Origin of the sequence: Bacillus sp. RSS_NA_20, from assembly GCF_020165915.1 — a bacterium.
Lineage (GTDB): Bacteria > Bacillota > Bacilli > Bacillales > Bacillaceae > Bacillus > Bacillus altitudinis.
Window position 1 is genome coordinate 109543 of sequence record NZ_JAIUKW010000003.1, and the last position, 20613, is coordinate 130155.

The 20613-nt window shown below is 41.8% G+C and carries 18 protein-coding genes and 1 pseudogene; 9 read left to right on the top strand and 10 right to left on the bottom strand.

All coding sequences use genetic code 11. The features are described 5' to 3' along the window. Positions 1-72: 72 nt before the first annotated feature. The gene (asnB, locus tag LCD32_RS00730; protein ID WP_024720029.1) at positions 73-1914 is read right to left on the bottom strand and encodes an asparagine synthase (glutamine-hydrolyzing); all 1842 of its coding nucleotides are present in this window, start codon (positions 1912-1914) and stop codon (positions 73-75) included. A gap of 156 nt (positions 1915-2070) precedes the next feature. Between asnB and LCD32_RS00735 the strand changes: the two genes are divergently transcribed. Further along, entirely contained in the window at positions 2071-2598 is a 528-nt protein-coding gene (locus LCD32_RS00735) for a DUF2777 family protein (protein ID WP_008348597.1), read from the top strand. 38 nt (positions 2599-2636) lie between these two features. On the opposite strand, the gene LCD32_RS00740 is transcribed toward LCD32_RS00735, so the two are convergent. From LCD32_RS00740 to LCD32_RS19330, 4 genes and pseudogenes are all read right to left on the bottom strand, one after another. Further along, on the bottom strand, positions 2637-3005 hold the full coding sequence (locus LCD32_RS00740) for a YisL family protein (RefSeq protein ID WP_007499115.1): 369 nt from the start codon (positions 3003-3005) through the stop codon (positions 2637-2639). Between the two features lie 91 nt (positions 3006-3096). Beyond that, complete coding sequence (locus LCD32_RS00745; RefSeq protein WP_144678937.1) at positions 3097-4002, bottom strand: fumarylacetoacetate hydrolase family protein; 906 nt, start codon at positions 4000-4002, stop codon at positions 3097-3099. A gap of 18 nt (positions 4003-4020) precedes the next feature. Next, positions 4021-4308 carry a hypothetical protein gene (locus LCD32_RS00750; protein WP_411231015.1) on the bottom strand — a complete coding sequence of 96 codons (288 nt, stop codon included), beginning with the start codon at positions 4306-4308 and terminating at the stop codon, positions 4021-4023. Continuing rightward, positions 4193-4654, bottom strand: a pseudogene (locus tag LCD32_RS19330) (CotG/ExsB N-terminal domain-containing protein); the annotation flags it as partial. The pseudogene LCD32_RS19330 and the gene LCD32_RS00750, both read right to left, overlap by 116 nt. Before the next feature lie 203 nt (positions 4655-4857). Here LCD32_RS19330 and LCD32_RS00755 point away from each other — a divergent pair. The 8 genes from LCD32_RS00755 (at position 4858) to LCD32_RS00790 (ending at position 8327) form a co-directional block, all read left to right on the top strand. Continuing rightward, the gene (locus tag LCD32_RS00755) at positions 4858-5952 is read left to right on the top strand and encodes a CotH kinase family protein (protein WP_007499119.1); all 1095 of its coding nucleotides are present in this window, start codon (positions 4858-4860) and stop codon (positions 5950-5952) included. A gap of 122 nt (positions 5953-6074) precedes the next feature. Beyond that, a complete protein-coding gene (locus LCD32_RS00760; protein WP_008348605.1) occupies positions 6075-6236 on the top strand; it encodes an aspartyl-phosphate phosphatase Spo0E family protein in 162 nt (53 codons plus the stop codon). Positions 6237-6363: 127 nt separating this feature from the next. Continuing rightward, entirely contained in the window at positions 6364-6585 is a 222-nt protein-coding gene (locus LCD32_RS00765) for a spore germination protein (RefSeq protein ID WP_003211745.1), read from the top strand. Positions 6586-6599: 14 nt separating this feature from the next. Then, the gene (locus tag LCD32_RS00770) at positions 6600-6833 is read left to right on the top strand and encodes a spore germination protein GerPB (protein WP_003210877.1); all 234 of its coding nucleotides are present in this window, start codon (positions 6600-6602) and stop codon (positions 6831-6833) included. Positions 6834-6864: 31 nt separating this feature from the next. Beyond that, a complete protein-coding gene (locus tag LCD32_RS00775) occupies positions 6865-7479 on the top strand; it encodes a spore germination protein GerPC (protein ID WP_008348607.1) in 615 nt (204 codons plus the stop codon). Beyond that, positions 7476-7652, top strand: a complete 177-nt coding sequence (locus LCD32_RS00780; protein ID WP_003210893.1) for a germination protein GerPD — start codon at positions 7476-7478, stop codon at positions 7650-7652. The genes LCD32_RS00775 and LCD32_RS00780 overlap by 4 nt, the downstream gene beginning before the upstream one ends. Next, positions 7652-8086, top strand: coding sequence for a spore germination protein GerPE (locus LCD32_RS00785; protein ID WP_065460098.1), 435 nt, complete (start codon positions 7652-7654; stop codon positions 8084-8086). The genes LCD32_RS00780 and LCD32_RS00785 overlap by 1 nt, the downstream gene beginning before the upstream one ends. Positions 8087-8108: 22 nt before the next feature. Further along, entirely contained in the window at positions 8109-8327 is a 219-nt protein-coding gene (locus LCD32_RS00790; RefSeq protein ID WP_003211468.1) for a spore germination protein, read from the top strand. 47 nt (positions 8328-8374) lie between these two features. Here the strand turns inward: LCD32_RS00790 and LCD32_RS00795 are convergent, their stop codons facing one another. Genes LCD32_RS00795 through addB form a run of 5 tightly spaced genes read right to left on the bottom strand, consistent with a single transcriptional unit; the run spans position 8375 to position 20476 of the window. Further along, positions 8375-8674: a hypothetical protein gene (locus LCD32_RS00795; RefSeq protein WP_025207111.1), complete on the bottom strand. Its 300-nt coding sequence runs from the start codon at positions 8672-8674 to the stop codon at positions 8375-8377. Positions 8675-8691: 17 nt separating this feature from the next. Continuing rightward, on the bottom strand, positions 8692-12087 hold the full coding sequence (sbcC, locus tag LCD32_RS00800; protein WP_224562560.1) for an exonuclease subunit SbcC: 3396 nt from the start codon (positions 12085-12087) through the stop codon (positions 8692-8694). After that, on the bottom strand, positions 12084-13259 hold the full coding sequence (gene sbcD, locus LCD32_RS00805; RefSeq protein ID WP_007499123.1) for an exonuclease subunit SbcD: 1176 nt from the start codon (positions 13257-13259) through the stop codon (positions 12084-12086). Before sbcD ends, sbcC begins: the two co-directional genes overlap by 4 nt. A gap of 25 nt (positions 13260-13284) precedes the next feature. Next, positions 13285-16989 (bottom strand): helicase-exonuclease AddAB subunit AddA, encoded by a 3705-nt coding sequence (gene addA / locus LCD32_RS00810; RefSeq protein ID WP_224562562.1) that lies wholly within the window; start codon positions 16987-16989, stop codon positions 13285-13287. Continuing rightward, positions 16967-20476, bottom strand: coding sequence for a helicase-exonuclease AddAB subunit AddB (addB, locus tag LCD32_RS00815; RefSeq protein WP_060780950.1), 3510 nt, complete (start codon positions 20474-20476; stop codon positions 16967-16969). Before addB ends, addA begins: the two co-directional genes overlap by 23 nt. Between the last annotated feature and the right edge of the window lie 137 nt (positions 20477-20613).

Sequence of the window (20613 nt, forward strand, 5' to 3'; positions counted from 1 at the left end):
GCTCTAAAAGTCTCATGTTATGTATAAAAAAGCCGACTTCCTTTCAACAAGTGCAAGAAAGCCGACCCTTTGTTATGCTTCTATATCAATTCGATATGTTTCAAACCAATGGTGAATCTGTGCCAAATGGGCAATGAGCTGTGGGCCTTTCATTAACTGACCATACCAAGGAACCTGGAAAGAAGCCCCTTCTGTTTCAATCAGCTGTTTTAATTGATGTGGATCTAAAAATTCATGAAGCACAGAATCCTTTTGCGCGAGACAATCTGTTAACATCTCTTTTACCGCCTGAGTATAAGCAGGATGATGTGTTTTCGGATAAGGGCTCTTCTTGCGATAAAGCACTTCATTCGGTAAAATTCCCTCTAATGCTTTCCTCAAAACCCCTTTTTCCCGATTTCCATACATTTTCATTTCCCAAGGAATATTCCATACATACTCAACAAGACGATGATCTGCGAATGGAACACGTACCTCAAGGCTCGCCCCCATGCTCATACGATCTTTTCGATCCAGAAGCGTGGTCATAAACCAAATCATATTTAAGTAAAAAAGTTCTCTTCGGGCTTTATCTACTCCGGTTTCTCCATCTAAAAGAGGGGTTTCTGCCACGGTTTCTTCATATTTGCTTTGCGCATATTCCTTCAGTGATAATTTCTTTTGCCATGAGTCTTGAAGAAGCTGAATGCGTGCTTCCGTTGATCTCATCCACGGAAATCCATTGGTTTCGCTTGCCATGTGAAACCATGGGTAACCTCCAAAAATTTCATCTGCACATTCACCTGATAAACCGACAACAAAATCCTTTTTAATTTCTCGACAGAACCATAGTAAGGAAGAATCAATATCTGCCATCCCCGGCAAATCTCGCACTTCAACCGCTTCTTTCAAATAAGAAGCCAGCTCTTTTTGCCCGATGATACAGCTGTGATGATTCGTTTGAAACGCTTTGGTCATTCGATCAATCCACGGCCCGTCAGCATTGGGCTGAAATTGACTTGCTTCAAAGAATTGATCATTTCCGTCGTAATCAACGGAATACGTATGCAGCGGGGCTTTCCCTATTTTCTCAAAGTGCTTGGCGGCAATGGCCGTAATGGCACTAGAATCCACTCCGCCCGATAAAAACGTACATACAGGCACATCAGAGACGAGCTGTCTTGTAACGGCATCCGTAAAGAGTTCCTTCACGTGCTGAGCGGTGTCATCAAGCGAGTCTGTATGCTGCTTGCTTTTGACATTCCAGTACCTCCACACACGCAAACCATCTTTTGAGAAGGTTAAGGCATGAGCAGGTCTCAGCTCTTTCACCCCTTTAAATACCCCTTGCCCTGGTGTTCTAGACGGCCCTAGGCCAAAAATTTCTGATAAGCCTTCATGATCGACTTTGGCTTTCATTTCAGGATGAGCCAGAAGTGCTTTGATTTCTGAGCCAAACAAAAAGGAATGATGACGTTCTGTATAGAAAAATGGCTTGACACCGAGCCGGTCTCTTGCTGCAAATAATAATTCACGTTCACTATCCCAAATGACAAATGCAAAAATTCCATTAAAATGGGTCACACACTCTTCCTTCCATTCTGTATAGGCGTGAAGAAGAACCTCTGTATCAGAATGCCCAAGAAAGCGGTGCCCCCTTTTGAATAATTCTTTTCGTATATCCTCTGTGTTATAGAGTTCTCCATTGTATACCACCGTATAATCATGGTGTTGATGGGTATATGTCATCGGCTGCTTTCCGCCTTCAACATCGACAACGGCTAACCGTTTATGGCCGAAAAGAACGTGCTCACTTTTCCACGTATTTGTATCATCCGGCCCTCGTTTAGATAATGTATCTGTCATTTGATTGATTACATGATCCTGTTGGATGAGCTGCTTTTTAAAGTCTGCCCAGCCTGTTATTCCACACATCATCATCAGCTCCCATCCGTTTTTCATCAAGTGTTCTCATTTAGCCTTTCTTAGTTTATGCATCGTCTCCTTGATAGTTGATTTGTCCTTTTTTCCTCCTGTGTATAGGACAAGCTTCATTTGGTAAGAAAAGAAAGAGGAAAGGAGGTTTTGCGAATGGAGAACCGCATGACATATCTTCAGCAAAACCACCCAAAATGGTGTAACGGATACTTACTGATGGAAAACGGTCATTGTCTGATTGAAGACGAAGAAGGAGACATCATGCTGCCTGAAAGCCTTCAAAGTTCTATGATCTGTTTGAAAGAAAAGGATCGATGGACAAAAGGAGAATTGCTCGGGTCTGTCGTTCTTTGTGATAATGGGAAGTTGATGGAGGTAAAAGGCGGTGAACGCATTCAATATACAGCGTCTCTTTCTAAAGGGTGGCTTGATTTGCTCATGTTCGTACCAGAAAGCGTCTTTTATCAGATCATTGACCATGTAGAACAGCTTGGCTTTTCCGTCTATGATTGTGTCTTCTCTTCCTTCCATCCTTCTCATCGCGTGTCTTTTTTTCAATTTTCAGGAGACATGCAATCACTTGCCCTTCAATGCCACCATCATTCGGGTACAAATCAAGTTCAATTGGAATGGACGACGTCTGACGGTCACCGGCTGATGTCTCAGTTTGATCTCACATAAAAAGGGCACTGCTTTTGATAAGCAATGCCCTTTTTATCTTAAAAGATATGGAAACCGATCGGCAGACGTAAGCCGAGAAGAATGGTCACAATGGCAACCACGATAAAACCAATGAATACACCCGTCACCGATTTTCCTTTTTTCTTGCGTACCAGGACCATTTCCATGAAACCAATCACAAGAATACCAAGTATCATTTTTCCAACATACTCGCCCCCGTAACCCGGGATTTTCATTCCTGTGCGAACATACAGCTCTACACCCGTTGCAATAATAATCAAGTAAAATAGGCGTACGATCATATGCACAATTTTAGCGCCTTTATCGTTTTTACCTGCTAATGCAAAGGCAACGAAAAATAGAATAATACCTAGCACCCACGCTGTAATATGTAAATGTGTTCCCATTTGTGATTTCCCCCTTTATCAGAACAATTACCTTCTCATCGTACCACGAAATAAGTCGAACACAAAGCGACAATCCTGTGTCAACACGCCTTTATTTGACGCGATTTGATAACGTCCCAATTGGTTCAATTGTTACTTCAACCTGATCGCCTGAGGCTAAAAATTTTGGCGGTTCAAAACCTTTGCCGACTCCAGAAGGTGTACCTGTTGCAATGATGTCTCCCGCTTCTAGCGTCATCCCTTTTGAAAGAGTTGACACAATGTCTTCAATTGGGAAGATCATTAATTCCGTACTGGCAGACTGACGAACCTCTCCGTTTACCTTTGTTTCCACATGGAGTGCTCCATGATCCTTGATCACTGACTTGTGAACGATATAAGGTCCCATTGGACAAGTTGTATCTAAGCTTTTTCCGATGAAAAATTGTTTGTGTTTTTTCTGCAAATCTCTTGCCGTTATATCATTTAAAATGGTGTAACCGAAAATGTAATCGTGGACCTCTTCAGGAGCAATATTCTTTCCTGTTTTGCCAATGACAATGGCAAGCTCCCCTTCGTAATCCAATTCACTTGTCACATCTTCATGGAGAAGAATGTCCGCTTCATGCCCTACAACAGAGGTAGGCGCCTTTGTAAAGATCATCACGTCTTTAGGAATATCTGCCGCACTTCCCATTTCCATGACGTGATCTTGATAGTTTTTCCCAACACACATGATGTTTTTCGTTGGTTTTGGAATCGGTGCATGGAGTGTCACGTCCGAAAGCGGATAGACATAAGAGCCACGGTCTTCTTCTTTTTTCTCCGCCCAATCAAGAAGCTGTTTGACGTGTTCGACAAACTTGTCCCCCATGTTGATGCATTCAGATAAAGAGTTTGGCAATGTTTCTAGCTCAAATAGTTTTGCTTCTGCCTTTTTGACGTCCATCACCCATTCATCATCAATGACGACCCCGATAAACAATCTGTTATGTATCTCACCTGTAAAAAACTTCATGTCTTCCCCTCACAATCTTCATTTCAATACATTATGATGTCTCATTTTTATTTCTCTACGAAATAAAAAAAACCCTTTTTTATCATACTCTCTTTTAAAAAGGGTTTCAAAAATGAAGACCTGACATTTAGCGGTAGCGTCGATACTCCCACATATTCCCTTGATCCCATTTACGATCAACATTTCCTTGATGGCGGGAATGATGTTTTTTCTTTCCGCATCTTCGGCAAGAGTGACTCCGTTTATGGTGATGAGAACGTTTAGATCGATGGCTGCGGTGTGATTTGCGGCAGCTTTTCTTATGATGTGATCTGTGTTTGCTGCGGCATGATTTTCTTGGTTCACTCTTTTTGCTGTGGCAAGACTTTTTACTTTTATACGACTTTTTGCTTTTGCATGGTTTCTCGCTCTTTACACTTTTTTTTGAACAGCGACTTTTTTTAGAGCGATAGCTTTTATGGCTTTTTTTGCTGCGATGTGACTTACGGCAGCCTCCTCCACCAAAGAACCAGTGACGGCGATTTGAATGACGAGAACGAGATGATTTGTGCGAATGTCCCGATTCGGGTTCACGATCTAAGTGTTGATCACGCCCCTCACTTCGAAGTGAATCAACTGCATGTTCAATATGCGAATGATCAAATGTGCTCACGAACAATTCCCCTCCCAATCTGTGCTCTGACAAAACAAACAGACGAAGCTGTTTATCTTCTCTGCTTTATGTTACGAGACTCGATAGACAAGTGTTCTTGGCGAATGCCTCTTTCTTAGAAAACTCCATGAATACCTACCAGCAGGTACAGGACATTCCTTCATTTTCATATAGTGGAGGAGATATAGGAGGGTGATGAACGCATGGACACAGAACCTTTAAAACAACTGGATATCTGGATTCATCCAAAAGATCTCATGGAATTAAAAAAGGACGTATGGAACGATGAACCCGTCGAGGCCATTCTGAAAACCGGCCAAACGAAGTCACATATTTATGCCTCATACCGAGGATCACACATCCGAAAGCTCAAGAAAAAATCCTATCAAATTGAATATCGAAAACCAAAGCAAAGACAGGGCGAATCCCTTTTTCACTTAAATGCAGAGTACAATGATCCTTCTTTCATTCGCAACAGGTTGTCTTTTTATTTCTTTGAACAAATGGGTGTGTTCAGCCCGTCCGCTTCTCATGTGTTTCTGACCATTAATGGAAGAAAAGAAGGCATTTATTTAAAAATAGAATCTGTAGATGAGCTGTTCCTCCAAAAACGACAGCTGCATGGAGGCGGCATTTATTATGCTGTAGATGATGACGCCAATTTCTCTCTTTTAAGTTCATTTGATAAAAAGCCTAAAAAACATCTTCTTCTCGGTTATGAGAAAAAAACAGGAACACCTGAACACGACAAGCAGCTGAGTGAATTTATTTACTTTTTGAACACCGCAAGGGACGACACGTTTGCAAATAAGATTGAGCAGTATCTTGATGTGACACAATATTTCCGCTGGCTCATTGGTGTCGTGTGTACCCAAAATTTTGATGGCTTTGTTCATAACTATGCCCTTTATGTGAATGATCAAGGAAGGTTTCAAGTAATGCCTTGGGATTATGATGCGACTTGGGGGCGTGATATTCACGGAGAAGAAATGGCGTTTGATTATATTCCAGTCAGCGGTTTCAATACATTAACCGCTAGATTACTAGACATCCCTGCATTTAAAAGAGACTATTATGCCCTTTTCCAGCACGTACTAGATACACATTTTTTAGAAAAACGACTTCTCCCCATCATTGAGACATGGCATGCTTCGATTGAGCAGCGAATTGGAGATGATCCATATACGAAAAACCGACAAGACATGCTGCGTTCAGAGCGAGAATTAATCCGACAGTATATCAACAAAAGACGACGTTATTTACAAACTGAGATTAAAAAAGAGACATCGCACCTGTAAAGACACTTTCGAATTTTGTCACTTTAGTTCTCATATTGACGAAAGAGCTTTTTTTATAGAAAAATAGGGTATACTAACCATATCCTTCTATTTGATAAAAAATGTGAGAGTTGGCGTCCGTTATGATCAATTATGAAATTGAACAAAAAAGATTACATTTAATTGAGACCGCAAAAAAATTCGGAATGAATGCCGAAGAAACCATCAGGTGCAGTCAAGAGCTTGACACACTCTTAAATAAAGGCATCAAAACCACCTCTAAAGAATGCTCGAATAAAGGGTAAACCATACACTTCATTCCTCTCATCAAAGTTCTTCAAAAAGACAATCACATATTAAAAGACCCATCATAAGCTATGGTGAAACGCCCAAAAACGAAGTGCCCTATTTTTCTAAAGGATGTGCACCGCTATGCCGGCTATTGTTGGAGCCTTTAAAGTAAATGCCGTCGGAACGAGCGGAGTCGTTCATGTTGGAGATTGCATCACCATTTCTCCAAATAGTCAGGTTAAAACGTTTGCCGGCGCAGGCAGTTTTAACACTGGTGATCAATTACGCATTAGCAACTATAAAAGTGTGACAAATACGTATGATAGTGATGTCATTGATCAACCGCTTGTTGGTAACTTGTAAGGAGTGAGAATCCATTGAACTTCTATATTAATCAAGCGATACAAATTAATTACTTACGTGTGGAGTCTGTGAGTAACTCATCCGTTCTTCAAATCGGCAGTGCTGGATCAATCAAAGCACTCTCCAATCTGTATAACACTGGTAGCTACGTAGAAGCAGCACCTGCCGCAGCAGGCACACAAGGAATTGAAGAGTCTCAGGGCGCAAGCACGGCACCTTTTGTACCGCTTCAGTCACCAACAACATAAGTTCATCTGCAATCCCCGGAGGTGTATGCATATGTATGACTATCAAAACAGCGCTTCACAAATGTATGGCATCATTCAAAAGCAAACACAGCAAATCATGATGCTTGAAAAAAGGCTTAACGAGCTTCAGCAGGAAATGCAAATGATCAAAGATAAACCGACAACAACGATTGAACGGATTGATTATCAATTTGATCAACTGAAAATCGAGCGGCTGGAAGGCACATTAAATATCGGCCTCAATCCATCTGATCCAAATAGTGTTCAAAATTTTGAAGTGGGCCAAACAACAACCCCGGGAATTGGAATGATGCAGCAAGAAATGGCTGATCAATTTTTCAATCAAACACGCCAGCTTGTCGATGCATTCTTAAATGAAGAAGCACCGCAGCTTCTTGAAGAACTAGAGCAGCGATACGAAGGCTCGCTTGATGAAAGCAACAAACACCATATCATTGAGGACATTCGAAAACAAATAGACAGCAGAATCAAATATTATGCGGGGCAGCTGCCACAAAGGGAAGATATGACCCCGCTTCAACGTTCCGAGCAAATTGCTGAATACGTGAAACATGATGTCAAACGGGCAATCGAACACTTTTTAGCCCATATTCCAAATGAAACGAAAGGAGAGGAAAACGGATGAATTTCACAGTCGTCAACCGCAACATCGAAACCGGAAGCATTAAAGTAGTTGGGGTATCGTCCTCTTCCCTATTTATTATCGGGGACACGGATCACGTACAACTGTCATCGATTTTTGATACACCGCCAGAATCATTAATTATTGGCCCGTTTGTTCCTCTAGCCCCTCGATAATGATCAAGCGCACATCTCAAGTAAAGTTCTCGAAGGTGAATTCTGTCGGGATTGCGAGTGTTGTTCAAATTGGTGATACACAAGAGCTATGCCCGAACGTGAAGGTGTTAGCTGTTCAGCGAACCATTAGTTTGTTTTATGGAAATGAAGCTGAAAACCTAGATGCAAAAGAATTTGAAGTGTATTATGAGCCGATCCCATTGATGCTGCCAGAACGAGCGGTTAGAACGGCCTTTTATCATGAAAAGCCTCTCATTAAAGTGTCGTCCATTCATGTAGAAGGGGTCTCTTCCTCCTCTATCTATCAAATTGGCTCTACGTGCGGAATAAATGCCGTTGCGCGAGTGAAGCATATTCGAGAGTTATTTAGCAACAATGACGAACATCCGCCAAACTCACAATTGGACCTACCTTCGCATATGATGGTGATATGACTTCGAATAAAGGATGTCGATTATGCCAGCAATTGTCGGACCCATTTACATTAACTCGATTTCTGGGGGCGTCGTAAACGTCGGTGACTCATTTTATCTTTCGCCTAAAAGTTCTTCAAAATCTGCTTTAGGCTCTGGAGCGGGGAATACCGGAGATTTCTTGATTTTAAATAATGGCATTAGCGCCACCAACTATGTGGATCCTGACTTAAATGATCAGAATATGGTAGGCAATGCATAAAGCGGCTCCTCTACACTCATTTCATTTAGAGGAGCGCTTTTTTATGCTCATTTCTTTCTGCGTTGTCTTGATTTCTTTGTTTTGACCAGCTTGCTTGCCGGCTGCTTTCGAATCCATTTGATGTACGGAACAAGCTTTTCATCTTGTCTTAGTGCATCCAGCGTATTCAAACGTGCGGCAAGCTCCTGGTTTGTATAAAGAGCATGTACTTGTTTATGGCAAGGGATACACAGGAAGGCAGTCGGTAGAAAGGCCCCGCCCTCTTCTTTTGGGGTCAAGTGATGTTCCGTAAGGACGACCTCTTGTCTTCCGCACAGCTCACATAATCCAATCGTTTGCTTTGCCATCCTGAGATCACCTCACTTTACATTAATTCCATCGAGACTGTTGTTCCTTTCCCGCTTGGATCTGCTGGGTGGACAATCAGTTTCTTTGGCAGTCTCATCTTTAATTCTTCCACATGGCTGATCACACCAACAGCTAAATTTTGAGACTGCAGCTTCTCTAATGCTGTAATCACCGTATCTAACAAGTCTTGATCGAGTGTACCAAATCCTTCATCTAAGAAGAAGAATTGCAGCGGGAACTCACCTCTCAGCTGAATTTGTGCAGACAGAGCAAGAGCAAGTGCTAAAGACGTCAGGAAAGTTTCTCCCCCAGACAAGCTGGATACCGGACGTCTGACACCTCCATTGGCATCATCCCGCATCACAAAACCGCCCTCTGAATCGACTTCAATGGCATATCTTTGTCTTGTCAAAATCCCAAGACGATGAGAAGCATCACGGCTGACACTTTCTAGCTGTTCTTCTGCTAGGAACTCAACAAATGTATTCCCTTTAAACACAGTTTGAAGCTTATCCAGCCGGTCAATTTCTTGCTGCAGTTCTTCAAGACGTTCATGAATGCTTGCAAAGCGTTGATGGTTTGCTTCAATCACTCGCAGATGCTCTTGTGCAGATCCACTCAGCGCTGTCGCTTCTTCAAGCGCTTTTTCCGCCGCTTCTTTTTTTAGTTGAATATCTGTCCACTCGTCTTCATCCAGCGACTCACCTTTTAACAGTTCCGAAATTCGCTTTAAGTTTGCTGCACATTGCTTTCTTTTATCCTCAAATTCATCAATTTCCTGTTTGACTGTAAGACGTACAGATCGATCCATTAAAGCAGGTGCTATCTCCTGAGGATGAGCAAAAGGAGTAGATGCTGTTTCTTTTTGCCACGCTTTCTCAGCTTCTTGTTTTCGCCGCTTAGCCTCTTGGAGCTGACGTTCACTGCTTGAGAAATGGCTTTGCGCCTCACTAAATAATTGCTGTGCATGCTTAAATTGCTCGTACGATTGCTGTTCTTTTTCATTTAGATGAACAAGAGATTGTTGAACTTCGTCCAGTTCATCAGAAAGAGAAGCGGCTTTTAAAGGATATCGCTGTAAATCTGTTTCATATTGATCGATCAGGTGTTGCTGGCTTCCCAGCTGATGCGCCAGCTTATCGAGTTCCTTCTCTAGATCGTATATGGCTGTTTGCAGATGCTCTTTTGCCTGCTGTTTTTCCTCTAGAAAAGAAATACTCTTCTCAATACGCTCTTGATAACCTTCCGCTTGTTGATCCTTTTCGTCAATTTGTTGCTGCATTTCCTGCACTTGGTTGATTGTCAGGTGAGGAAAGGTCTGTTCAAATTGCGTCAGTTGTTCGGAAAGCTCAGATCGAAGCTCCTTGATCAGCATGTCTAGTTCTTGTATGCGCTGCTGCTCAAATGTCAGTTGATCTTTGACTTTGCTCATTTCTGCCGCTTGATCATAAGTAACGTCCATTAAACGAGCTCGTTTGCTTTCGATTGCTTGAATATCTTGTTTTACGCCTTTCCATTCTTGAATCAGCTGGTGCAAAGACTGCGGATTCTGTACTACTTCTACTGCTGCAGCTACTTCCGAATCGGGGGCTTTTTGAGATAAAAAGGAGAACTGTTTAACTAATTGATTGGCATGCGTTTCAAGCAGCTGCTTTGCAGCAAACATGTCTCTAGCATATTCCTCTGCCAGCTTGAGCTCTTTATCCATTTTTACAATCCATTCATCAATTTGGGCAACCGTTTCTTCATGGACATTGTCTATCACAGCCTTTGGATCATGATGAATCGATCCACAAACAGGACATGGTTCACCGTCTACTAGCTCTGCCGCTAATTCTTTTCTTAATTCTGCCGATCTGACAACATCGCGCTGTTTTAATTTTTCTTGTTTTTTGTCCTGCTCTTTATGACTCCATTCTGTAAGACCTCGTTCAAATTCACATACATAAAAATACAATTGTTCTATCGCTTGAAACGATTGATTTATTTTTTCATGATGATCTTTTTGCTGTTTTTGAAGCTTTTCATACGATTGTGTCGCCTGTGCTGAACGCTGTCTTAGCTCCTCAATCTTTTGTTCTTCCTTTTGAATGCTCACATTCATTCTTTGAACATTTTCACTGAAACGAAGTGCGTCTTGTACAAGTTTTCGCTCTTTGACAGAGACTTGTAATTGTTCCAGCTCATGCTTCAACTGTGTTTGTTTCGCAAGCGCACGCTCTAATAAAGATTGCACGTTTTCGGCTTCCGCTTTTTTTTGAGTCAATTGCTGCGCTTTTTCATGGTTTTGCTGCTCTAGTACGGTCTTTTCCTGAAGAGCTGTTTCTTTTTTTCGTTCAATTTCTTTTAATTGAATCAGCTGCTCTTTCTTTTGAAGAAGCTCTGGCTCATTTTCCATTTTCTTTTGCCGCGTTTGCTCATACTCCTGCGTCATTTGATCATAGATCGTTCGTTGATGAAGTAAATGTTTTTCTGCTTCCTGCTTCTCTTTTGATGCTTGAGAGAGCTGCTTTTCAGCCTTTGTTAATGCATCCGCATAAGGCTTTAATGTCTCTGCCTGCTCTGCAATGTGAAGTTGATTCTTTTTCTCTTCCATCGTAGATGCCAGCAGATTGAGGTTGTGTTGTTCCTTCTCGTACGCTTCTTGTTCCTGTTGATACTGCCAGATGGCTTGCGCTTTTGTAAAAGCAGTGAACGCTTCGTCCCGCGTTTGTTTTTTCTCAAGAAAAATAGCTTGCGCCTGCGCAGCTGCTTCTTTAGCTTTCGCTAATGCCTCTGGACCAGCTTCTCCTAATCCAGTCAGTTCAGCCAGCAGTTCGTTTTTCTGTCCATAGTGATTTTGAGCCTTTGCGCGTAAACGTTTGACAAGCTGATCACCATATTTCTCCAAATTAAACAAACGCTGCAGCATTTGGCGTCTGTCGGCTCCTTTCAATGAAAGGAATTCCGCAAACTTTCCTTGGGGTAAAACAACCGCTCTCGTAAAATCGTCAATGGTTAAACCAAGTAATTCTTCTATTTTACGATTGACCTCACTTGCTTTATCTGCAAGAACTGTCTGCGTATCACCAATTTCAATCAATCGGCATAACGTCGTTCTAACCTTCATTTCATCTGCCCTTTTAAAGGCACGTTCCACTTTATAAGAAATATGGTGTTCCCTTTGCAAAGCGAACGTAAAGGAGACAGACAGCTTTTCTTCAGCTTGGTTCAAAATACCATGCGTATTATTGAGTGCACGTTCGACCTTGCCATAGAGTGCTAGTGTCATGGCATCTAATATGGACGATTTTCCGCTTCCAGTCGGTCCAAAAATACCAAACACACCTGCATCACATAAGGAGCTAAAGTCAATGGTTTGCTCTTCTCTGAAGCTATGAAGTCCTTTAATGGTTAGCGTGATCGGCTTCAATTCGCTTCCTCCTCTTGCATGTCATTGGCAAGCTCTAAAAATAGCTTGACGGTTTTTTCATCAGGTAGACCTCCACCTGTCTGACGCTCATAAAATTTCACGAACCGCTCTTCAATCGAGAGCTTTTCCACTTGTTTTTGTTCTTCTTTTTGCTGTAACTCTTTAAACTTTGGTCTAATATGGACAAATCCACTATGCTGTTTTCTAAGCTGATGAATTTGTTCGATCGACAGCTGATCTGTTAAGTGAATCTCTAAATCAATCCAGGCTTGAAGATCCCGCTTTTCATCCAGCCAACTGTGTACTTGGCTCAGCCCTTCAGTCGCCTTCCACTTCATAAGTGGTTTACCGCTTGATAAAAACACTTCTTTCCAGCTTGCTGTTTCATTCGGTTTTGCATCCACAATGGTGACTGATTTGGCGTAGCCTGCTTCAGAAAAGCTGTATGCAAGTGGAGATCCAGAATAGCGGGCAATCGTTTTGGCACGTTTAATGGTTTGGGGGCGATGCAAATGCCCCAGTGCGACATAACAAGCCGCCTCAGGCAGACTTTCGGCCGCAACGGTATATGCGCCTCCCACTTCAATCGGCCTTTCCGAATCCGTTTGACTGCCACCTGCCACATAAATATGACTTGTTGCGATATTGACCGTATCCGCCTGAAATTGGTTGCTTAAATGTTGAAACATTTGTTGTATTTTTAAATTGTACTGATCACGAAGCAGTTTCTCTTCAAATGTTTCAGCCAGCACCTCGTTTAGCCTTGCTTCGGACGGGTAAGCGAGTGCGGCAATAGATAGACGTTCACTTGCAGAAGGAACATCGACATGAATTAAATCATTAGTCGGATATCCAATTAAATGAATCCCCTGCTCATTCGTTAAAGGAGATGCGGCTGATAAACGGTCTGGGTTATCATGGTTGCCAGAGATCACAACCACCTGACGCTTTCCTTTATCAGATAATGCAGACAGACTTTCATAAAAAAGCTGTTCTGCGCGAGCAGGAGGGTTCACTGTATCAAAGGCATCGCCTGCCATCACAATGACATCAATGTGTTCATCCTTGACGATTTGATTTAATTCATCTAAAAACTCCGCTTGCTCCTCAAGCCGGCTTCGGCCTTCTAGGGTTTTCCCTAGATGCCAATCCGCTGTATGCAGAATCCTCATGTGATTCACCTCTCATTCATTCCACCTATAAAGAAATTTCTAGATTTCCATCAAAGAAATAAAGGATTTTTTCCTCTAATGTTCTGTTTGTTAAACGTTCTACCGCTGCTGTATACAACGATATTTGCGTTTCATAGCGTTTTTTTAACATCGCTTCAGCTTCCTCTAATCCACCTGAGAATCTGCCAGTCACTCGATCTGTTTTATAATCAAGTAAATAGAGCTTGCCATCTGCTTCAAATAAACAATCAATCATTCCTTGAATGAGCACAGGTTCACCTTCTGCATCAATATGGCTGTATACCTCTTTAACCGGTAAAACCATACTAAACGATACTTCTCGTTTCACCCAGTCCGCTTTCCGCAGTTTTTGACCAATAGCAGTAGAAAAGAAGGCCACAATTCCTTCTCGATTGATGGACTGGATTTGTTCATCTGTTAGTAAGTCTTTCTCTTTTAAAGAATGGAGCAGCTCTTCTACACGAGATTCATCATATGGTTCATTTGAAGGAAGAGGGATATGCTGCATAACTGTATGCATGGCCGTCCCTTGTTCTGCGGCTGTGAGTGTTTTTTTCTTCATAAAAGCCGGTCGTTCGTAAAGTGTCGCATGAGCTTTTCGAATGGAAGAAGGCACACTGTATTCATCCTGTATTTCTTTCATTCTTTTGATCTCAGAAACTGACTGCTTTGTCCCTACTTGGGAGGCCGCTAAATATGGATAACGCCATGTAAGTCTTTCTTTTACTTCCTCCTCGTAATCGCCATATCCTTGAACAGGCACACCTTCCATTAATGCTTGTACCACTTCGTCTTGTTTTTGTTTTTCAAGTGACATGTCTTCTTGTAGAAGATCGGACGCTTGATGAAAGGTGATAGAAAATGATGATGGATGAGAGAGAACGACTTCTCTCGATTCTTCTAAAAGAGAAGACATCGCTTGATGACGGATAAGAGCAGGGCCAATAAAATCTAAGTATGTTCTCGCTTGATAACGTTCAAAATCAGGGAGAAGCCAGTCGTCTCCGTTTGCGGCATTTTGCCACTTGCTTAAAGCTTTCACTTGATTTTTGACAGAACCGACTAAAAATAATTTTTCTTTCGCCCTTGTGAGCGCCACATATAGAACCCTCAGTTCTTCAGATAATAGTTCTTTTCTCATCTTTTTTTTCATCGCGATCAGCGGTAATGTTGCATAACTAATTCTCAGCTCAGGATGAATATATTTGCTGCCAAAACCTAATTCTTTATCGAGCAAATAGGACTGGTTTAAATCCATCATATTAAAGTTCCTGCCAAGTCCTGCAGTAAACACAACAGGGAATTCGAGTCCTTTACTGCTATGAATGGTCATCATGCGGACAACATCCTCTGTTTCACTGAACGTTTTTGCTGCTCCAAGATCATCTCCACGCTCTTGCATTCTTTCAATAAATCGAAGAAATCGAAACAGCCCTCTAAATGCAGCCTTTTCATACTGTTTCGCTCGATCATATAAAGCCCGAAGGTTTGCCTGTCTTTGCTTACCTCCTGGCATCCCGCCGACATAATCTAGATATTGTGTATCTCGGTACACTTCCCAAATCAGTTCTGCTACCGAATGCTGAATAGAAAAATCACGCCATTTGCGTAATTGAAGGAAGAAACGCTCCAGCTTTCTGCATGTCGGATGATCAGAGTTTGTCACACTCATAAATGCCTTCACAGCGTCATAATAAGTGCCTTTTTTATCACTTGTTCTAATCAGTGCCATCTCATTTTCGTCTAAATGAACAAGAGGTGACCTTAAAACAGCAGCGAGCGGAATATCTTGATATGGATTATCAATCACTTTTAACAAAGAAAGAATGACAGATACTTCTGTAGCTTCAAAATAACCTGAGGAAAGATTCGCATAAACAGGGATTCCCTGCTTCTTCAACTCTTCCATCATTTGCGGAGCCCACGGCATTGAGCGAAGCAAGATCACAATGTCTCGATACTGCAAGTTGCGGGTCAGCTGCTGTTTTGCATCGTACACTTGAAAAGGCTGTTCTACCAATTCTTTTATTTTCTTTGCAATCACTCTCGCCTCAAATTGAACCGTCTCTAGCTCTTCTCGTTCTTCATCGCTTTCTGTGTCGTGCTGATCTAAATGAACAAGAAGCATTTCTGTCGTCGTGTCTTCGCTTTGCGGATAACTCGCTCCAAGCTTTAATTCAGCTTGTTCGTCATATTCAATTTCTCCAACTGTTTCTCCCATCAGCTGTTTGAACAGAAAGTTGGTACTGTCTAATACATCAGCCCGGCTACGGAAGTTTTTATTTAGATCAATTCTTTTACCTGTTTCATTGCTGTCTGCTTTAAATTGTTTATATTTATTTAAAAAGAGCATCGGCTCTGCAAGTCTAAAGCGATAAATGGACTGCTTCACATCACCAACCATAAAGCGATTGCCTTCGGCAGGATGTTTCCCTTTAGACACAAGCTTTAAAATCGTTTCTTGGACAAGGTTTGTATCCTGGTATTCATCCACGAGTACTTCTTCAAATTGCTGTTGATAGTACTTAGCCGCTTCTGTTTCAATGAGATTTCCTTCTGCGTCCTGCTTCGCTAAAATGCGCAAACAATAATGTTCTAGATCCGAAAAGTCTACGATTGATTTTTCTTGTTTTGCTCTTTCGAAACGCTCTCCATATTGAATCACAAGCTCTACAAGTGTTTCTACAACTGGCTTCATTTCAGCCAAGCTTTTTAAATGCTGATCGGGACTGCGCATAAAGTATTCATCTTTTAGCTTTTCTAATTGTTTTTTGGCTTGATTGCGTGCATCTGTTGCTTTTTCTAACAGAGCTGGGTCATAGTCATCCCCTTTGCAAGTCTTTAACCTTTTAAAATTGATGTTTGGCAAAAGCTCATAAAGTGTTCCAAAATCATCTTGATGCCTTATTAATTCATTTACTTGCTCTAAATCATCTATAAAATTCTCTGCTCTCGGTGCTGGACCGCCCGGCTCTTTTGATAAAGTGAGCGCTTGTTCCAGCAGTTCCTGACAGCTTCTTAAAACGAGAGAAAGGTCCTCTTTGATATATGGATAAAAGGGTAATTCTTCTACCTTTGTCTGTGTATCCACATCATAAAGAGAAAGGAATGCCCGCATCCACTGTTCGGGCGCTGGATGTGACCTAGAAAACTCATAAATTCTTTTGACAAGCCATTGAAGATCTAAATCATGCCGATCAGATGTGTAACGATCAACGAGTTCAAAGAATGACGGCTTTCCAGCCTTATACTCATCCTCAAACAGTTCATCTAACACTTCATCTCCTAGTAATTCTCCTTCTGTTTGATCACCCAAACGAAAACCTGGATCAAGGTCAATCTCATAATAAAAAGTGCGCAGAACTTGCAAACAAAAGGAGTGCAAGGTAGAAATATTGGCACGATTCATAAGTGACAGTTGTCTCCGCATATGAAGGGAACCAGGTTTTTTAGATAGTTCTTTTTCAAGTGCTTCAGTGATCCGGTGCTTCATTTCTGCTGCTGAAGCATTGGTAAAAGTCACTACGAGCAGCCTGTCCACATCAACTGGCTGCTCCGGCCGAGTCATTTTTCGAATGAGCCGTTCAACCAAGACCGCTGTTTTCCCTGACCCCGCCGCCGCAGCAACAAGAATATCTTGTCCTTCTGAAACGATGGCGTTCCATTGGTCATCTGTCCAAGTACTGTTATTCGGTTTTGGTATTTGCATACTGATCCCCTTCTTTTTTGATCCGGTCTAACATGACATCATCCTTCTCAGAGGTGAGCACCCTAAATTCATTATCTTCTATTGATTCATCAAATTGGCAAATAGACTTAAAGGAGCAAAAGCGGCAAGGGGTTTGATCCTTTAATTTATATGGGTTTATCTCTACCTCACCGCTTGTAATTCTTTCTCCTGCCTCTTCAAAGGTTCGCCGAACGTGTTTTGTGAGAATGTGAAAATGATCTTCACTTAATACCGCAGAGTCAGATCGGAAAGAACCATCCTTTTTCAAACCAGCTTGGATGACTTGTGATCTTCCTGATTCGAGTGTTTGATCCATCAACTTCACTGCTTCCACATCTTCGAGCAATAGACCCTTCATTTTAAATTTCTTCAATATTTCCTGCTCAATTGCATCCTCTGCGAGCGGAATAGGCGCTTGAATCAGCGGGTCATGAATATGGAAGTATAAAATCCCTGCCGGTGTCGCTTCCATGCCAAGCCATTCTTTAGAATACGTAATGGTCAGGTCTAAATAAGTGAGCATTTGCAAGGCTAAACCGTAGTAAACTTCTGCTAGATCAAGCCCCTTCTCACTGGACTTATAGTCGACAATTCTTAATAGAAGTCCTTTTGATCCTTCTGCTTTATCCACTCGGTCAATCCTTCCAACAAGCTCCATCGTGCAGCCGTTTTTTAATTGAAAAGTAAACGGCGGCAGAGGTCCTTGACCTCCAAAACCTAACTCAAGTCCAACCGGAGAGAATCCGCTCACTTTTGCATGTTCGCTTAATATAGAAGACACCCTGATGAGGATTTTTTGGAGCTTTTCTTTGATATAAGCATGCCGATTAGAGCTTAATAAAATTTCTTTTTGCAGACGTGGAGCCAGCTGTTCGATTGCATGCCTTGAGTAGGTCACACAATCTTCCTTCGTTAAGTTTTTCCAATCCTTTTTTTGTTCAACAAGCGTATCTGAAATCAGTTTTAAAGCTGAGTGAAAGAGCTGGCCGATATCAGGTGCTTCTAATTTGTAAAATTGTCGATCTTTTAGTTTTAGCCCGTGGGAAGCAAAATGAGAAAATGCACATGCATTGAATTTCTCCATTCTTGAAACACTGCCCTGAATATGGTCACCGTAAAGTTCTTTTGTGACATTCGGCTTTAAACGTGTCGCTCTATTTGTAAAGAACAAGCTGGACATGATTTTTTTTGATACGTCGCGGTTGGAAGAGGTCATCAAATGATTATATACACTCCACCATACGCCGCTGATCGGATATTGGTTGAGCCATTGTTGCAGCTGCGAAACGGTATAGGATAACGAGACATGCTCGTTTGTTACAAATTTTAATTGCTCCTGATCATCCAACTGCTCTGGATCTAACACATAGAGGGCTTGCTGATGGTTTGGCATCAGTTCCTCACAATACTTGATGAGGGTCGAAGGCAAAAGAGACCGCCCTTCCGTATCTGAAGCTGAATAGGATACATACAGGTAGTGCGATGGACTGGACAGCGCTTGATAAATCAAAAATTGTTCATCCAGCAGCCGTTCCTTCCCTGTCTCTGCCAGCTCTGCTCCTGCACGTTTTAACCATTCCCGGTCGTCTTCAGACAATACACTTTCATCAGAGGGCCGTGCAGGTATAACCCCATCATTTACTCCAATGACAAACGTACACTTTACTTGATACATTCTGGATAAATCCATACTTCCGATAAACACTTGATCAAGTGAAGGGGGAATCAAAGCGAACTTGAGAGAGGACAGTCCTGTATCCATCATCTGTTGAAATAATGGAAATGAGAGCTCCTCCTCGCCCAGCATTTCAACAAATTCATCCATCAATTGAACGACAGCATCCCACACTTGCCCATGCTGCATCGCTTCAGCTAATCTGCCTGCTTCTTCTGCCTCAAGCCTTGCCTTTTCAAGCTTTTCTGGCACTTGGGCTTCCTCTAGAAAGACATACACTGCCTCCACCATGTCTCTTAGCTTTTGCGCTTTTTTCAATCTTTTTTGCAATTGAAAGAGAGGCGGAACAATCCATTCTTTTACATCATTCAGCATTTGCTCCATTTCTATTTCTTGATCGGTTTGTCCAAAATCTTCATCTAGTGATTGGAAGCGGCGATAATGAAATCGTGAACCATTCGTCCAGCGTTCACCTTTTACACCGTAAGCAATACAATAGTTTTCAAGCTGATCCGCCTGTTCTCTTGCTTTGTTTTTAGCGAGTTCAAGCGGAAATAAGAACTCCGTTTTCACGCAGCGAAACACCGCCTCATACCGCCAGTTCCCTTTTATGACATCGAGGCTCGAACGAATGAACTCAATGAGCGGATGATACTGCATCGATTCATTTCCATCAATAAAGAAAGGAATATCGTAATCTCGAAACACCTCTTTTAACGTATCTTTATAGTCGTCTACATGTCTTGCAACAATTGAGATGTCTCGTAACCTAAGACCTTCCCCTCTTACTAAATCAAGAATATCTCTCGCTACTCCCTCAATTTCAGCTCGTTTATTTGCACTTTTCGATACGGTAAGGTGAGGCGTTTCTTCTTGATACGGCTGCAAAGGTCTCTGTTCATATTGATTTTCTAAATAAGCTAGATCTGGGGTATGAAGATGCCGCTTATTTCTCTCCAAAATGTTCTCAGAAATAGCCGCTCCGCACTCTTTGGCCAACTGATAAAGCTGGGAATATGTCTTACCTGTCATGCGAAATAAATCAAGTTCATTTGGCTGCGTGTCATGATAGGAACGATCCACTGTGAATGCAGCTGTTATTTTTTCTGCATGTAGCAAAAGCTGTTCAATGACAAGAAGCTGCTGGGGGGTAAACTGATAAAAACCATCTATATAAATGTGTGCCCCTCTCAATTCTTCTGATAAAGGAATTTGCTGAGCCAGAAGTGTCAAGTAATCCTCTGAGTGCACATACTCATCTTGCAGATGCTGCTCCATCTGCTGATAAAGAACATGAAGATCATGCAATTTTTCCGCCGCACGTCTTTCTTCTGTATACTCTGAATGCATACTGGATGCCGAGATTTTTTCAATATCCTCCGGCATCATACAGTACCTTTTGAATTCAGCCATCGTCTTTTCTATTTGCTCAACAAATCCCGGTTTATCACTCGCCTTTTTGAATACCTTAAACTTGTCTTTCTGTTCTTCTATTACTTTTCTTAAGAGCATTTGAATTCCTGTGCTTGTGACAAATTGACGGTTCGCACCGCCAGTCTGCTGTAATATAGACCAGGCAAGCCGAGTAAAACTAAAGACTTTGGCCCTGATCATTCCACCAGCTTCAGATGTTTTTGCAAGCTCATATTCCATTAAAAATGTCATTTGATCCGGGACTAAAAAAATGATTGGCGGACCCAGCGGATCAAGCCGAAGTTGTTCTTTGATTTCTTCTAGAATTGCAGTCGTTTTTCCACTCCCTGATCTGCCTGCTAAAAACTGAATCTCCACGTTCCACAACACCTTTCTTATGTACTCATATTCTAGCGAAAATAAAGGTAAATAGCTATTTTCCTATCACCTTCCCTTTCTCCTCCGATTGAAAAGAAAATAGGCACCTTTCCCGACTCTTTTCATATCATAAACCA

Excerpts from the sequence above, each read along its gene's own strand:
- LCD32_RS00755 (WP_007499119.1), top strand. The coding sequence starts at position 4,858 with ATGGACACAGAACCTTTAAAACAACTGGATATCTGGATTCATCCAAAA.
- LCD32_RS00775 (WP_008348607.1), top strand. The coding sequence starts at position 6,865 with ATGTATGACTATCAAAACAGCGCTTCACAAATGTATGGCATCATTCAA.
- LCD32_RS00740 (WP_007499115.1), bottom strand. The coding sequence starts at position 3,005 with ATGGGAACACATTTACATATTACAGCGTGGGTGCTAGGTATTATTCTA.
- LCD32_RS00780 (WP_003210893.1), top strand. The coding sequence starts at position 7,476 with ATGAATTTCACAGTCGTCAACCGCAACATCGAAACCGGAAGCATTAAA.
- LCD32_RS00785 (WP_065460098.1), top strand. The coding sequence starts at position 7,652 with ATGATCAAGCGCACATCTCAAGTAAAGTTCTCGAAGGTGAATTCTGTC.
- LCD32_RS00790 (WP_003211468.1), top strand. The coding sequence starts at position 8,109 with ATGCCAGCAATTGTCGGACCCATTTACATTAACTCGATTTCTGGGGGC.
- sbcD (WP_007499123.1), bottom strand. The coding sequence starts at position 13,259 with ATGAGGATTCTGCATACAGCGGATTGGCATCTAGGGAAAACCCTAGAA.
- LCD32_RS00760 (WP_008348605.1), top strand. The coding sequence starts at position 6,075 with ATGATCAATTATGAAATTGAACAAAAAAGATTACATTTAATTGAGACC.
- asnB (WP_024720029.1), bottom strand. The coding sequence starts at position 1,914 with ATGTGTGGAATAACAGGCTGGGCAGACTTTAAAAAGCAGCTCATCCAA.
- LCD32_RS00745 (WP_144678937.1), bottom strand. The coding sequence starts at position 4,002 with ATGAAGTTTTTTACAGGTGAGATACATAACAGATTGTTTATCGGGGTC.
- LCD32_RS00765 (WP_003211745.1), top strand. The coding sequence starts at position 6,364 with ATGCCGGCTATTGTTGGAGCCTTTAAAGTAAATGCCGTCGGAACGAGC.
- LCD32_RS00735 (WP_008348597.1), top strand. The coding sequence starts at position 2,071 with ATGGAGAACCGCATGACATATCTTCAGCAAAACCACCCAAAATGGTGT.
- LCD32_RS00795 (WP_025207111.1), bottom strand. The coding sequence starts at position 8,674 with ATGGCAAAGCAAACGATTGGATTATGTGAGCTGTGCGGAAGACAAGAG.
- addA (WP_224562562.1), bottom strand. The coding sequence starts at position 16,989 with ATGCAAATACCAAAACCGAATAACAGTACTTGGACAGATGACCAATGG.